Here is a 15,045-nt window from a genome sequence, read left to right as displayed (position 1 = left end):
GCCGAACCAACCGATGTATAAGCGGTTGTTGGTGCTGGTTATCCAGTTGGCGAAGCGACCCCATACGTTGGCGCTTTCGCGACGTTGAATGGTTGCTGTCATTGTTTTATAAATGCAGTTGTTTATGTGCAAATAAATGAGGTAGGTTTGACTACCTTGTTACATATCTTAAAACAAAGTATTTATTTTTGTAAAGTACTTTGAGAAAAAATTTTTCTTAGAATTTACGCACCCCCAAAGCACAGCCTTTGAGTATGGGCCAACAGCAGTTCGCCCCTACGAGTTGTTGTATGTGTACCAATATTTTGGTGAATTGGTATGACGTGTGACAGTAAACTAAAGATATAGACAAGCAAGCTACGCTTTCGGGCAGTGTGTCGCAGACAAGCGTTTTGTAGAGGAGTAATTGCCAAAAATTTTGGGATTGCTTGCCTAAACTTTGTTTCGGCCGCAATGAAACAGTAGTACTTGTGTAAGTCCTATTGTATTTGAAAAGATATGTTTATTGAGAATAAATAACAAATAAGCATTATAAATAATATGATTGGCCGCTCTTATAAAGATTAAGTAATGTTAAGCTAGTATATACTAAATTGCAATTACGAATTTTTGGGATTACATAATCCACCATCCCTCCGTCAACCTCAACTATTGAATTATTAGGCAAGACCAAATTTTTTAATTTGCTGCTGGTTGCTTAGCGGTTATGTTTTGTGCATCAACTTCTAGTAAAGATGGACGCACACATAAGTAAATCAATGGGCCAAATAGTGGTATTAAGGCTGTTATCCATAGCATTTGGTGATTTTCCCAACCACGCCGTGCCATATCATCTTTTACTAATGTCGGAAATAATAGGGAAAGTAAACAGAAATCGAGGCTCATGACGTGAATGAAGCGGTTAGTTTGCCACTGTTGGATAAAATCTGTCCAATCTCCTTGGGTTAAACCGTAGGTAACCAGAATCACAGCAGTTAAAGTCAGAACATAACCAGTTACACGAGAATCTAGCAGCTTGAAGAAAGTATTCTTTTGACCAACAAATTTTTGATTTGGTTCTCTAAGGGCTAAGTAGGGCAATAGGGCAAAAGCACCAACCCCAAAAGAAGCGATCGCAAATAGCCAAGCAGGTATTTTTTGCCCTCTACCATCGATAAACACTACTGCGCTGTAGATGAGGGGCCAAACGCCCATGAGGTTGAATAGGGCTATTACTAATGGATTAATACCTTGCCATTGACCAAGAGAAAGGTTTTTAATCAACTCGAATGTGCCTGGTTGTTGGGGAGGCGAGAGGATAAACGCATAGACAATGAATCCCAGCCATAGTAATCCAAAGGCAATTTTTCTCACCATAATCTCTGTAAATTAACTGAAAGCTTCTGAAAGGTAATCAGCAGCAGCAGCGACAACAGCGATCGCACTTTCATAATCTAGGCGTGTTGGCCCTAAAACTCCTACACTACCCACAGGTATTGAACCTCGGCGATAGGTAGAAGAAATCAAACTACAAGTACGTATCGGTTCTAAGGGATTTTCTGCACCAATGCGAACGGTTACCTTGGACTTACCCAAATCTTCTGACTCTGATTCTTCAAATATTAATCGCCATAGCTGGTCTTGTTCTTCTTCCAGGAGGTGGATAATTGTTTGTACTTGTTGTAACTGCGAGAATTCCGGCTGACGCAAAACTTCTGCAACACCTCTAACCATAATTTGTGTTGCAGTGGGCGCTAGAGTGCGACGAGTCAATTCTGCAACTGAAGTTTTGAGAAATTCGCCGTAGCGTTGAAATTCTCGATCTAATTGACTCCAGTCGAGAGAGGCTAATTCTAACAAACTCCGCCCTCGTAAGTGACTATTCAAAAAGTTAGAAACAATTTGCAATTCGCGATCTATTACTTCTGGTTCCCGTTGTGTTTCCTCTGGTGCTAGCGACAAATCCATTAATTTGGAGTGTGTTTCATAATTATCAGTCACTACAATCAGCATGATTTTTCCGGCGTCAATTTGCACTAATTGTAGATGTCGCACCAGTGCTGTCGTGGTTTGAGGCATGGTAATCAAGCTAATGCAGCCGCTCAAGGTTGCTAAAATTTGTGCAGCTCCTTGCAGCAAAGTTTCTAAACTCCAATCTTCCCAATGTAGGCGCTTTTGCAGTGCCACTTCTACTTCTTTTGCTAATATTTCTGTTCGCGTAACGTCTTTCAGAGAAGGTGTAATTAGCTGGTCAACATAAATGCGATACCCTGAGTCTGAAGGTACTCTTCCAGCAGAAGTATGTGGTTGGTAAAGTAACCCAGACTTTTCTAAAACACCCATGACATTACGAATCGTTGCTGAGCTAACACCCAAATCGTACTCTTCCACCAAAGCCTTTGAACCAACAGGCTCTGCCGTAGCAATGTAATGACGTACTGTAGCCCAAAGTATATGCTGTTGTCGATTGGTCAACTGGACTTCCATAGAGTATGCTTTGCTGAGTGCAAATTTTAATCAAAAATTGGATTGGAAAAAGTTGAGGATTCGATCCTAAACAAAATTATTAATAATTAATTAATTTAATAGATTATACAATTATATTGTGATAAATACTTTTAAAGTCTGCGTATAATACGGTGGAAGCTCTGCTGCAAACATAATTTTATTTTTGGCTATAAAGAGCGACTATCTTAATCTACAAGTTCATAGCTTTATAACCGTATTTTTGCACAACTATATATTGCGAACAGTATTAGCGAATACGTATTTTTGTAGCGATCGCTGCTAAATTAGGAATTAAAAACTGAATAAATCTAGACCCTATGTAAGGTTCCAAGCTTCCCCAAGAAACCCCCAAATTGATTGACGGTTAATTTTACAATAACATTAGACCTTTTGCAAGAGGGGGAAAGGGAAAAGGTTAAAGGGAAAAAGGTTTTTATTTGTCCTTTCCCCTTTACCCCTTACCCTTTTCCCCACTTCTCTTAGAAGTCTATTGCTAATTTTGACTGTTGACTGCGAACCGTTAACAGTCAACAGTCATCTGCTGTTATCTATTTTTTGGAATTCCCTAATACTGGGGAATTGAAGGGTCTACTAATTTAGAGTAGGCATCAATACCGCCCGAAATATTTTGCACATTAGTGAAGCCTTGAGCAATTAACCACTGACACATCTGGGCAGAACGGATACCGTGGTGACACAGCACAAGGGTTTCAGCTTGGGGATTGAAGATAGTCGGTACTTGATCGCCCCATTCGGGAAATTCACTTAAAGGTAAGTTAACAAAGCCCTCAATTCTAGCGATCGCCAATTCTTGTGGTTCGCGTACATCTACTAGCTGTATGCTTGGATCCCCTGAAGCGAGACGTTGTGATAGTTCCTGTACGCTAATGTGGGCAATGAGCTGACTAAAAGAGTTCTCTGTCATGAGATTTTTGTAGACAATTGTAATTTACTTATGTTGACAGAAAATCTCTGCCTTGGCATGAGCATTGATTCCCAAGGGGAAACGGGGAGGATGCGTCTTTACGTCTTTCCGCATCCTCTTTCTGCTTAAATGGCTGTGAACTATCTTTTTTAATAGGTTTAATGTGAATAGACAACGCCCATTCATCGGTTTTATCGTAGCTGGTGCGATCGCCGTTTTAGCCATTGCGATCGCTTTATTCTACTGGTTTTTCCCGAAAAATCCGGCTAGCCTCGTAAGCCCTACATCCCAGCCTGGTGCAACAATATTTGTATCTAAACTTTCTCCCGTAATAGTGTCATTACTGACTAATCCTGACAGTTTGCAAGCGTTGGAGAGAGATGGAGAACTATCTAAACTCAAAACTAGTTTCTTAGCTAAGAGTGGTATTGATTACCAAGAAGATATTAAACCCTGGCTAGGTAACGAAATTACACTCGCTATAACCACCCTAGATCTCGATCGCGACCCGGAAAATGGACAGCAACCAGGGTATCTTTTGGCACTCGCGACCAAGCAACCAGAAAAAACTCGCGAGTTTGTCGAGTTGTTATTTTCCAAACGAGCTTTAGCTGGAGCAAACTTAAATGTTGAAGAATACAAAGGCATAAAGCTAATTTCTGACAATCCCCAAGGAATAGCAGAAACTAAAATCCAAAATAACTTAGCTGGTGCTGTAGTTGGCGGAGGTTTTGTTTTGTTTGCTAACGATGCGAAAGTGCTGCGCGAGGCCATTAATAACGTCCAAGCCCCCGATTTGAATTTGACTAGCTCATTTGAATACCAAAAAGCTACCAAAGAACTACCCAAAGGTAGTATAGCTGTAGCTTTCTTAAATCTTCCCATTGTGGCAAAATGGCAAGGATTAGAATTAGCCGAACAAACATATAACAGTGAAATAATTTCTCTGTTGTTGAAGCCCAAAGGATTGCTAGCAGAAACAGCCTTTGTCAGTTCATTAGAAAGTGTTTCTCCATCGCCATCATTAACAAAACCTGTGGGAGCATTGCAATATATTCCATCATCAGCAGGTTTGGCAATTTCTGGCTCAAATTTGAGTAATTTAGCTAACACTGATGTAGCCAAACTTTGGAAACAAGCACCAGCAACTATATATGGTTCCCAAGAAGATGTGGTTTCTCAGTTACTAAAACCATTGGGCGATGTTCAAAAAATTTGGGGAGTAAATTTGCCAAAGGATATTTTCACTTGGGTACAGGGAGAATATGCCATAGCATTATTACCTCAAAAACAAACAACTCCCCGTTGGATTTTTGTTGCGGAAAAATCAGAGGGTGTAGAACAAGGCGTGGCGAAGCTAGACACCATCGCTTCATCTAATGGACTTACCATCAGTCCTGTAACCATAGACAACCAAAAAATTACTGCTTGGACAGAGTTAACTACAGCTAGTAAAAAAACCAATGACAACAATCGACCATCATTCACCATTGAAGCAAAAGTTAGAGGAGCGCATACAACTTTAGGAAATTACGAAATTTTCACCTCAGACCTTGAGACAATGGATGAAATTTTCACAGCCAAGGAAAACTCCTTAATTAACAATCCTAATTTTCAAGAAAGTATTGCCGTAATTCCTCGACCAAACCAAGGCTATATCTATCTTGATTGGGCAAAAAGTCAGGATTTATTAGAGCGTAAAATTCCAATTCTCAAGTTAGTGGAAGTTGTCGGAAAACCGTTTTTTAATAACTTGCGATCGCTTACAGTTAGTAGTTATGGAACTAACACACAAGCCCTCAAAGGTGGCATCTTTTTCCAACTAAATAATTCCTGAAATGTTCGCATTAACTAAAAGTACATAAAGTTAAAATTTTTAATTTTATGTACTTTGTTTTCGTGCAAAAATTTTACTCGCTCGTTGATAACGAGATACAAAATAGGGGAATCCAAAATAATTTCTTAAATATTAAGTGTTAACTTTGTTGAGTGCTAACAGTCAACACTCAACAGTTAACACCGATATTGTTCACAATTAAAATAGGATTGCGATAGCAATTACCTGTATGCTTTGTAAAATCATGAATTGTGGCACATTTGAATGTGGCACATCGAATAGAAATTTCACAGTAATTTTTTAACTACAATTATGTATATATGACTACTATTATTCAAGCCTGTTGGAGGGCTACTATGAAATACTGTCGCCCCCGGCTTAAATTTAGTCGCGGCTGGTTGTTAGCTATAATTACAGCCTTAGCAGCTACCCCTGCGATAGCACAGACAGCAAATTTTGGTACTTTGACGCTATCAACAAACTTTGACCCAGCACAAGGAAAAGTGCAGGGATTTACAGGTGGTTCTTACTCATTATCTGCTATTAGTAACCGCGATCGCGAACAAAAAGCCTGTATCGGTTTTGCCGATCCGAATCCAGATCATATTATGGTTTTGGAAAATGACTTTTCCCAGTTGACAGTACAGATAGATAGCAATAACAACGATACTACCTTACTCATCCAAGGGCCAGATAAAGCTACCATTCGCTGCGGCGATGACACTGGCAAAAGTAAAGATGCTAGCATTAGCGATCGCAACTGGAAAAAAGGCACCTATCGCATTTGGGTAGGCACATTTAATCCTGGAATGAAGCGAGATTATACTGTCACAGTGGAGCAGTAATGGGGAGATGGGGAGACAGGGGGACAAGGTGAATAACTCCTAACTCCTAACTTCCATGCCCTATGCCCTATGCCCTATGCCCCATTGCCCATTTTTTATGCAACACCTAAGACGATAATATGGGATAGTAGCTTGTTGTGCTTTCCGAGGGTACTATCTCGTGCTATCTACTCTGAGTGCTGACTTTCGTATCATATTTGAACGTGACCCAGCTGCCCGTAACTGGTTGGAAGTTTTATTTTGTTACCCTGGTTTGCAAGCCCTGTTATTGCATAGGCTGGCTCACTGGCTTCATAGTGTTGGTCTTCCCTTTATTCCCCGTTTGATTTCTTACTTGGCTCGGTTTTTGACTGGAATTGAAATCCACCCTGGTGCAACAATTGGATATGGCGTATTCATTGACCACGGTATGGGTGTGGTAATTGGTGAAACTGCGATCGTGGGAGACTATGCACTAATTTATCAAGGTGTCACCCTTGGGGGAACTGGTAAACAATGCGGTAAGCGCCATCCTACATTGGGTGAAAATGTTGTAGTCGGTGCGGGAGCGAAAGTCCTGGGAAATATCCAAATTGGCAATAATGTCCGTATTGGTGCTGGGTCAGTTGTCCTCAGGGATGTCCCCTCTGATTGCACAGTGGTGGGAGTACCTGGCCGTATTGTGTATCGTTCTGGAGTGAGAGTTGCACCACTAGAACACAATAATTTGCCAGACTCAGAAGCTGAAGTAATTCGCGCTTTGGTAAATCGAATCGAATTGTTAGAAGAACAAATACAAAATCTTCAGCGTATTCATTCTTCAAATGAAAAAACTCCTGTATTGGCGGGTTCTGTAGCCTCCAAGGAAGCTGAGTTATCAGAAAATGCTCCTGTGTGTAGCCTCAGAGATAAAGCAATACAACAGTTTTTAGATGGTGCGGGGATATAAAGTTAGGAGTTGGGAGTTTGGAGTTGGGAGTTGGGAGTTAGGAATAAAAATTATGGGGCGCTTCTAACTGACAAAATTAAGGATTAATTTCTTCACATAACCATTGTTGATTTCCATCGCGGTGATAGAGTCTTCTATTTTGTGGTTCGCCGCGCAGTTCTAAATGGTCTACCTCCAATGGGTCTAGTAGCAGCAAACAAAAATTAGGTACTGGTTGCACACAGTTTGGTGCTGGTGGCTCAAAGGCTTGTGATTCCATAACTCTGGGTTTACCAGGATGAGGCCAAGCAAATTGTAAACGCGCTGCATCACTCAGTTCTTGCCAGGTGGAAATGCGTGCTGGCTGTAAATCTTTGTGGGAATTATCATTACCTACCAAAGTCAAACAGCCAGCGATGCGGAATTGTTCTCGCGTGTTGGGGAAGTACCAGCAAGCTTCGGCCCAAGGTTGTTGCACTATTTGGTCGGTTTTGGCGCTACGGCTGTCGGTGATAAATTTTAGCTGGTTGGTATCTTCGAGAAAGCCGCGAAAGACTACAGTCCGATTAGCGGGGCGATTGTTTGCTTGTACCGTTGCTAGTTGTAGGTAACGGGCGTAAACAAGGCTACGGTTGCGGTGGAGGGCGTGGGCGATGGTACTTCGCCAAGGAGCCAGTGTCATTTTACAGTTGTGTTGCTAAAAATAATTAAATGAGATTTCTAAATCTTAAAGATACTTTTGTTAGAGTTTTCTAACAGTAATTCACGTGAGAGAATCAGGATCTATGCCGAGCGATCGCAACCGTTGTCGTAATAATTGAACTTCTTGTTGTGCTTGGTGGGCTTGTTGTTGCGCTTGGTGGGCTTGTTGTTGAGCAAGTTTTCTATCTTCTTCTGGCGTTAAAAACCTTTGTCCTTGTTGATTATACCAATACACCCACTCCCGTGGTATCCCTAGATAAGTTCCTCTTTCGATGCCAATTCCTAAACCTATTTCTGGCAACCAAACTGGATTACCATCATGTAATTCGTAAATATTATTTACTAATTTATAAACTTCTAAACGTCGTTTGCGGCGACGAAATGGGTTGTAAACAACATAATACAAAATTCCCAATTTTGCATACTCTATTTTTTTAGTGGAGTATTCACCACGGTATTTTTGAGATACTACTTCTAAGACTAATATCGGTACTTTCTTCTCTTCCCAAAGCACATAACTGGGGCGGAGGTTTTCATCATAAAATCGCTCTACCCCCAAACTCAAAAACCCATCTGGGACTATTGCTGGCAAATCTGGGTCATAATAAATACCCATATCTACGCCAAAAAACCAATCCATACGTTCCGGCCAAGCAATTGCGAGTATTGCTTTGAGTAAACCAGGAATTAAATCTTGTAATTCGTTATCCACAGGGGTATCGTCTGAGTCTGGTAATTCCTCAGATGAGGGCAAACAAGCTAATGGATTGTACTCTAGCATGATGAATTTATTGTTTCGCGAGTGGAGAATGGGAAGATTTATTCATCAACCATCTGTAGCAATTCAAACTTAGTAAATAAATTTTACGTAGGAATGATGAATATTATATATCATGAAGTTATGTTGCAATTAGTACGATATAGCGCTAGCGTAAAGTGGACAATTTGACAATCTTTAATCCTAAATCTACTTGGCGTATAGTCATAATCTGTTCGCACGCAACAAGACTTGATTTATGGTTCAGAAGCTTGAAAGAAAACGCCAGAGCGGAGGGTTCCCTGAGACTGCTCCTGCTGCTAATCCTGTATTTTTTAGAACCTATAGCCGCCGTACTGAGGCAGGGTTGAGGGAAACATGGGATGAGGTATGCGATCGCACTTTACAAGGCTTAATAGAGTTAGGAAAACTCACAAGAGAAGAAGTTGCCATATTAGAGCGGATGCAGCGCAATTTGAAAGCTATGCCTAGCGGGCGCTGGTTGTGGGTTGGGGGTACAGACTGGATTAGGAAGCCAAAGAATTTTTCCGGTGCTTATAATTGTACCTCCACCAATCTCCAAGACTGGAGTGCTTTCGGATTAATGATGGATTTGGCAATGATGGGCTGTGGTACTGGAGCTATTCTAGAACCACAATATATTAACCAGTTGCCCCCCATCCGTAACCATTTGAACGTTAGCGTACAAGGTGAACTTGGTAGTACTGTTAGAATTGAGCGTCGTGAATTTACACAAACACTTATAGAAGGTAACAAAGTTACTATCTACGTTGGAGATAGCCGCGAAGGTTGGGTTGAATCATATCAAACTCTGTTGGAACTCTCTACAGATGAACGTTTTTCTTCAGATGTTGAAGTTTTAGTTGATATTAGTGATGTCCGCAAAGCCGGAGAAACTCTCAATGGCTTTGGGGGAGTTGCGAATCCTGTGAAATTGCCAGGACTTTATCAGCGTTGTGCATCCATTCTGAATAAAGCCAAAGGGCGACAATTAACTTCTGTTGAATGTTGTCTATTAATTGATGAAGCTGCGGTGACAATTGTGGCTGGTAATATCCGGCGGTGTTTACCTGAAGATGCTTTGGTACATACAGCTAAAGGACTAGTTCCCATTCGTGATGTACAAATAGGTGATTTGGTACAAACTCCTTTGGGATTCCGGCGGGTTGTTGATAAATTTGACCAAGGGTTTCAAGATGTCTATGAAATTGAAACTAATGCTACTTATCCCAGAGCAACTTTAAACCATAGACAAGCAGTATTGGCGGATGCTAAAGGCGGCATTGTCTGGAAAGATATTGCTAGTTTAAAAGCAGGCGATCGCCTACTGCACAACAAACAAGTTCTACCAGGAACAGTTACCCATTTACCCGCAGATTTTACTGAATTTCGTCCTTGCCAAAGTCAAGGAGCCAAATCTTTTGTTATTCCGGAACTAACTGCGGAAATAGCTTGGCTTATTGGGTTTACACACGGTGATGGTTATGTAGCTCTTGGTCGTAATAAACACAATAAACCCTACGGCCGTGTTGAGTGGTCAATGAACAGCCTGTATGCTGAAGTTACAACTAGAATCCAGAGCAAAATTGATGCTTGTTTAGCTTTATTTGGGTTAAGTGCTGTTCATAGCATTACTAAAGGTGAAAACACAGCCAAGTCCATCTGTTCATCAATTCGTCTAGCTGAGTATTTCCATCGTTATATTAAGCAGCCAAATGTTGCCCTAGCTGTTCCTAATTTTATTTTCCAGGGTTCAGTAGATATCCGAGCTGCATATTTAGCAGGATTAATGGATAGTGATGGCGCTGTTAATAACCGCCCTCCTCACCTAATTACCTCAGTTTATCGTTCATTTATCAGACAAGTCAGTGTAGTTTTATCCAGCTTGGGTATTGCTGGGAGACTGACCACAACTTATCCGCAAAATTCAAGTTGGCAAGTCAAGTACAACTTGACAATTCCAGCACTAAAGGAGCGTTACAATGCCCTGATTGCGCCTCACTCAGCTAAAGGTGAACTACATCAAGGTCTAAAAATGCATGGTTTTACCGTTCCTGGTGCAATCATGCACGAAGCCTACAGCTACAGCGAAATGCGCGACATGGGATTCCAGGGTTCCCGCACTGTAGATGCTAATTACGAACGCTACGTTGCTGAGGCGGATATTTCCTTAGATATTCCCGTCACTGTCAAAGGATTGGGCAGTTACGATTATGTTCAGACTTATGATATAGAAGTCGATGAAGCTCATTGTTTCTACTGCGACGGCTATCTCACACATAACAGCGCCGGGATGCGTCAGTTTACTGCTGATGACAGCCTGGGAGCAACAGCTAAGGATAATTTATGGCAACAGGATGCAGAGGGGAACTGGCGAATTGATCCAGAGCGCGATGCTTTGAGAATGGCCAACCATACCAGAGTTTTTCACCGCAAACCTACATTAGCAGAATGTATTGATGCTGTCCGCAAACAATATTACAGTGGCGAAGGTGCAATTCAATGGGCTGGTGAAGCTGTAGCCAGAGCAAACATTGATTTGCTACCAACACAGGCTTTAAAAGTTGATTTCCTCAAAGCTTACGAACAAGGAACAGCAAAACAATGGTTGCAAAAACGCTATCCTCAGCTTGATGCTAATGAGCTAGAACATCGTTTAGCTCGCTATGGGCTAAATCCGTGTGGTAATTGATTTTGCCTCACGTTAAAAACCTCGCAAAAACGGGGAAAGCTGAGATGCTAATCCCGTGGTAATCAAAGGAAGTAATAAGCCTTTGACACCGTACAGCGTAGAGAGTGAAACTAGATTACACCACAAATGAGTGTCTAGAATATAATCTCTCCAAGAGTGCGGGGGCAGATGTAACAAGTCAAAAGTTAAAAACCAATTTGAGCTTTGATTTGTCCTAAGGGGTTGTTACATATGCAAAATGTACGCGGAGCTACTGCAAATCATCAAGCAGTAGAACTAGAGGATAAAAAGCCTTTAGGATAACAAAATTGGAAATCATCGGTTCTAATTTCCACTGTAATTTGTCTGAGGTTCATCTCAATCAAATTGACCCATTTAACTATAAAGAACAAGAAGAGGCTTTCACCGCTGGGGCACTATCTGTAGCAGCACTTTTAAACCACAAATTCCAAGAACCACGCTATCAATACAGCCGTGAAATAGACCCAATTGTGGGAGTTTCTTTTACGGGTTTATTTGATTTCTTTGTTCATGCTTTTGGTGTTGATTGGCTGCGTTGGTGGGAAGCAGGAAGACCCGCCACTCCCCAAGGATTGGCATTTAAGCGCGAGGAAGAAAAATATTTAAGCTTTTGGAAAGATACTGTGCATCGAGTTGTTTGGGATTATTGCGATCGCCACAATCTCAAACGTCCAAATCGCTGTACTACTGTCCAACCAAGCGGCACAAAAGCTTTATTAACTAATGCCAGTTCCGGATGGCATCCCCCCAAAGCCCAAAGATTTATTCGCCGCATCACCTTCGGCAAAAATGACCCCGTAGCTTTAGCTTGTATTGAGTATGGTTACAATGTCATTCCCTCGCAATCAGACAAAGACGAACACGGTAATTTACTCAACGATCCTTTCGATTCACGTGTGAGTGAATGGTTAGTAGAAATTCCCGTTGCTGTCTCTTGGGCTGATTTACCTGGTGCTGATGAAATTGATGTTTCTAAGTTTTCAGTGTTAGCGCAATTTGATTTTGTCCTCCAGGTTCAACGCCATTATGTGAGTCACAACACCTCAGCAACTTTAGAACTACGTTCTGATGAAATCGAGAGTCTCGGACAGCGGATTTACGAAACCATTCAAAATGATGAAGGATATATTTCCGCAGCTCTTTTAGCTAGATTTGACGATTTACAATCCTTCCCACGTTTGCCCTTTGAACCAATAGATAAAGCAACTTGCCATCGTTTAATTCAAGAAGTCAAAGCACGGCGCAAAACAGATGATTTCTGTGCAGCCCTCAGCCGCTATGATTTAGGCGAAATGTCAGAAGCCGGCCCCAGTGGTTGTGACTCTGATAAGTGTATGTTTCCCGAACAGGAACCAAGTTCATAGGGGAGATGGGGAGACAAGGGGGACAAGGTAGACAAGGTAGACAAGGTAGATAAGGTAAGATAGCCATCTTTCTCCCTTATCTACCCCCTCTCCCTTGTTTTTGCATACCCCATGCCCCATGCCCTTACACGTTACGATTAATTAAAAAGTAATAATTTTTTACGGTAGAGTTAGGAGACTTTTAATGTTCATTGATGAATTGTCACCCATATTCAAAGAATTTACCCAGCACCCAGTCTCGTTTCTCGGTGGGTTATTCTCCGGTGTGCTTCGACTCAATCTTGCAGATGACCCCGTTAAAAGCTGGCTAGATCAACAAAAATACTCAAGTAGTTCCACTTCCAATACAACAGAGGTAAATAATGGTAAAGCCACTGGCCCTCAGCGGATTGCAATTGACTAAATTGTTCATCAATCCCAAATTCAGTTAATCAATTTGACCAAGTAATAGGTCTCATTCCATCTGTCACCGAAAGACGACAATTCCTCCCATTCCTTCTAGGGATATAGCAATCCTATTTCAGTTGTGAACAATATCGGTGTTAACTGTTAACCGTTGACTGTTGACTGTCAACGGTTAACAGTCAAAAACCCTAACACGTAATATTTCATAAATTATTTAGGATTGCTATGGGAGGAATTGTCGCCAAGTCGTCATTAGTCATTAGTATTACACTTAAGTTTCGCTCAATGTAATTGAATACAATAAATTCAATATAACTACTGATGACTAATGACTAATAACTAATGACTCGAAATCCCCGCCGCGTAAAGCCGGGGGATGATATCAAAATTTATGACATGGAAATGCAGTACCTAAATAAAAAAAACATCACAACTGCGAAACCCGCCCCTGCATAATATACGCTAGTAATTCCACCAAAATCAAAGACGTAGCCCATCAAAAGCGGCCCTAATGTTTGTCCTAAACCGAAAAATGTCCCGTTGACAGATATGATTGTCGCTAAATATTCTTTTGGTGCTAAATCTGCTAATAAGGTTTGGATACTAGGAAAACCAATACCAAGACCAATACCAAAAATTATACTGGGAATTAATAGTAACCAAAGATTGGGCACAAAAGGAATTATTAACATCGCTAATCCATAAAAGATGTAAGAGGCACTAATTAAATTAGTAGGGGTAAATTTTCTAGCCAATTTGCCCAACTGGGTAGATGCGATGGTAATTGATATGGAAACGCTAGAAAGTAACAAGCCGATAATAGTAGGTGGCGCGTTGAAGATATCATTAATTAACAGCGGTAAATAGGTGATATGAATACCATAAAGAAAAACAAAGTTAGCTGCGCTGGCAATAAATAGTCCAAATAATTGACGATTTTTGAGAACTTTCCCTGCATTTCTTAAATAACTTTTGAAATTCCTATCACTTTGTGGTTCTGGGTTCTTCAGTCTAAACAATACAAGCAATCCTAGAGGAATTGCTAACATCGGTAACATAAAAGGATAATACCAACCCATTGTGGCCAATGCACCACCAATTATGGGATACGTTGCCGTGCCAATGCTACTGATACTTGCGCTGTAACCCATTGCCTCTGCACGTCTATTTCCGGTATATAAATCGCCGATTAAAGTGATACTTAAAGAAAGCAAAGGAGCAACACCAATTCCTTGTAAAAAACGCAAGTATAACAGTAAATTAAAATCGCGGGCCAAGGCGCAAGCTGTACCAGCAATGCCAAATAAAAACAATGCAGGTACGAGAATTTTCTTTCTACCCCATCTATCAGCCAAAATTCCGATAATTGGCCCTAAAATTAAACCAGGCAATGTAAATATTGCAATCAATAACCCCAAATCATTGAGCTTTATATTGAATTTTTCAACTAACTGGGGAAAAGCTGGAGTTATGCTAGAAACTCCGATAACAGCTATGAGAGAAACTGCACAAACTATGTGGAAATTTAGCTCTAGATAAACTGGCTTTTGCCGTTCAAGTTGGCTGTTATCTTTTGGCGAATTCATCAGATTACCCTGTGTATCAAGTCACAATTCAGAATTGAGGAGTTGTGGAAGTTAAAGAATCAGATAAATACATATAGCAATGCTATTTGAGTTGTGAAGAATGTCAGTGTTAACTGTTGATTGTTGACTGTTGACTGTTGACTGTCAAAAACCATAATACGTAATATTTCACAAATTATTTGGGATTGTTATGGGAATCTGATTTGATTCCTGAAAACATTTGTGTAGAAAGGAAACTCTTAATACCAGTACTTACGCAACTGGCACAGGCGATCGCTAAATCATAGTACATGTGTATTTATATAACTGACGCAACTGGTACAAGGTGATTGTACCGATACTGTCAAGGTAAGTAGACCGATGTAAATAATTATTGTTGGGATAAGGCAGGGGGCAGGGGGCAGGGAGCAGGGGAGAGTTGTTGTACAAATTTTTCTCCTCTGCCCAATGCCCAATGCCCAATGCCCAATGCCCAATGCCCAATGCCCAATGCCCA

The 15,045-nt window shown here is 40.9% G+C and carries 11 protein-coding genes and 1 pseudogene; 6 read left to right on the top strand and 6 right to left on the bottom strand.

Translation table 11 applies throughout. The features are described from left to right. Nucleotides 1-678 precede the first annotated feature (678 nt). The 3 genes from GNE10_RS20715 to GNE10_RS20705 form a co-directional block, all read right to left on the bottom strand. Entirely contained in the window at nucleotides 679-1,356 is a 678-nt protein-coding gene (locus GNE10_RS20715) for a DUF2834 domain-containing protein (protein ID WP_185566778.1), read from the bottom strand. Nucleotides 1,357-1,368: 12 nt separating this feature from the next. Then, on the bottom strand, nucleotides 1,369-2,466 hold the full coding sequence (gene hrcA, locus GNE10_RS20710; protein WP_099071109.1) for a heat-inducible transcriptional repressor HrcA: 1,098 nt from the start codon (nucleotides 2,464-2,466) through the stop codon (nucleotides 1,369-1,371). A gap of 586 nt (nucleotides 2,467-3,052) precedes the next feature. Beyond that, entirely contained in the window at nucleotides 3,053-3,412 is a 360-nt protein-coding gene (locus GNE10_RS20705; RefSeq protein WP_099072948.1) for a rhodanese-like domain-containing protein, read from the bottom strand. Between the two features lie 163 nt (nucleotides 3,413-3,575). On the opposite strand from GNE10_RS20705, the gene GNE10_RS20700 reads away from it, so the two are divergent. The 3 genes from GNE10_RS20700 (at nucleotide 3,576) to cysE (ending at nucleotide 7,022) form a co-directional block, all read left to right on the top strand. Next, nucleotides 3,576-5,249 carry a DUF3352 domain-containing protein gene (locus tag GNE10_RS20700; protein WP_185566777.1) on the top strand — a complete coding sequence of 558 codons (1,674 nt, stop codon included), beginning with the start codon at nucleotides 3,576-3,578 and terminating at the stop codon, nucleotides 5,247-5,249. Nucleotides 5,250-5,605: 356 nt separating this feature from the next. Further along, nucleotides 5,606-6,094 (top strand): hypothetical protein, encoded by a 489-nt coding sequence (locus tag GNE10_RS20695; RefSeq protein ID WP_185566776.1) that lies wholly within the window; start codon nucleotides 5,606-5,608, stop codon nucleotides 6,092-6,094. 160 nt (nucleotides 6,095-6,254) lie between these two features. Continuing rightward, a complete protein-coding gene (cysE, locus tag GNE10_RS20690) occupies nucleotides 6,255-7,022 on the top strand; it encodes a serine O-acetyltransferase (RefSeq protein WP_185566775.1) in 768 nt (255 codons plus the stop codon). 76 nt (nucleotides 7,023-7,098) lie between these two features. Here the strand turns inward: cysE and GNE10_RS20685 are convergent, their stop codons facing one another. Continuing rightward, the gene (locus GNE10_RS20685; protein ID WP_185566774.1) at nucleotides 7,099-7,683 is read right to left on the bottom strand and encodes an Npun_F5749 family FMN-dependent PPOX-type flavoprotein; all 585 of its coding nucleotides are present in this window, start codon (nucleotides 7,681-7,683) and stop codon (nucleotides 7,099-7,101) included. 81 nt (nucleotides 7,684-7,764) lie between these two features. Next, entirely contained in the window at nucleotides 7,765-8,484 is a 720-nt protein-coding gene (locus GNE10_RS20680; protein WP_185566773.1) for a Uma2 family endonuclease, read from the bottom strand. Between the two features lie 235 nt (nucleotides 8,485-8,719). On the opposite strand from GNE10_RS20680, the gene GNE10_RS20675 reads away from it, so the two are divergent. From GNE10_RS20675 to GNE10_RS20665, 3 genes and pseudogenes are all read left to right on the top strand, one after another. Beyond that, nucleotides 8,720-11,173 (top strand): LAGLIDADG family homing endonuclease, encoded by a 2,454-nt coding sequence (locus GNE10_RS20675; RefSeq protein ID WP_260446963.1) that lies wholly within the window; start codon nucleotides 8,720-8,722, stop codon nucleotides 11,171-11,173. Between the two features lie 311 nt (nucleotides 11,174-11,484). Continuing rightward, nucleotides 11,485-12,558, top strand: a pseudogene (gene nrdJ, locus GNE10_RS20670) (ribonucleoside-triphosphate reductase, adenosylcobalamin-dependent); the annotation flags it as partial. Between the two features lie 184 nt (nucleotides 12,559-12,742). Further along, complete coding sequence (locus GNE10_RS20665) at nucleotides 12,743-12,961, top strand: hypothetical protein (protein ID WP_099071625.1); 219 nt, start codon at nucleotides 12,743-12,745, stop codon at nucleotides 12,959-12,961. A gap of 391 nt (nucleotides 12,962-13,352) precedes the next feature. Here GNE10_RS20665 and GNE10_RS20660 read toward each other — a convergent pair whose 3' ends face one another. Then, nucleotides 13,353-14,549, bottom strand: a complete 1,197-nt coding sequence (locus GNE10_RS20660; RefSeq protein WP_185566772.1) for an MFS transporter — start codon at nucleotides 14,547-14,549, stop codon at nucleotides 13,353-13,355. Between the last annotated feature and the right edge of the window lie 496 nt (nucleotides 14,550-15,045).

It is taken from the genome of Nostoc sp. 2RC, from assembly GCF_014222165.1.
GTDB lineage: Bacteria > Cyanobacteriota > Cyanobacteriia > Cyanobacteriales > Nostocaceae > Nostoc > Nostoc linckia.
Note: the sequence above shows the minus strand (reverse complement) of the source record. Positions and strands in the feature narration are given on the sequence as shown.

Bases quoted from the DNA above. Each gene is read 5' to 3' on its own strand.
- GNE10_RS20715 (WP_185566778.1), bottom strand. From the start codon at position 1,356: ATGGTGAGAAAAATTGCCTTTGGATTACTATGGCTGGGATTCATTGTC.
- hrcA (WP_099071109.1), bottom strand. From the start codon at position 2,466: ATGGAAGTCCAGTTGACCAATCGACAACAGCATATACTTTGGGCTACA.
- GNE10_RS20705 (WP_099072948.1), bottom strand. From the start codon at position 3,412: ATGACAGAGAACTCTTTTAGTCAGCTCATTGCCCACATTAGCGTACAG.
- GNE10_RS20695 (WP_185566776.1), top strand. From the start codon at position 5,606: ATGAAATACTGTCGCCCCCGGCTTAAATTTAGTCGCGGCTGGTTGTTA.
- GNE10_RS20685 (WP_185566774.1), bottom strand. From the start codon at position 7,683: ATGACACTGGCTCCTTGGCGAAGTACCATCGCCCACGCCCTCCACCGC.
- GNE10_RS20680 (WP_185566773.1), bottom strand. From the start codon at position 8,484: ATGCTAGAGTACAATCCATTAGCTTGTTTGCCCTCATCTGAGGAATTA.
- GNE10_RS20675 (WP_260446963.1), top strand. From the start codon at position 8,720: ATGGTTCAGAAGCTTGAAAGAAAACGCCAGAGCGGAGGGTTCCCTGAG.
- GNE10_RS20665 (WP_099071625.1), top strand. From the start codon at position 12,743: ATGTTCATTGATGAATTGTCACCCATATTCAAAGAATTTACCCAGCAC.
- GNE10_RS20660 (WP_185566772.1), bottom strand. From the start codon at position 14,549: ATGAATTCGCCAAAAGATAACAGCCAACTTGAACGGCAAAAGCCAGTT.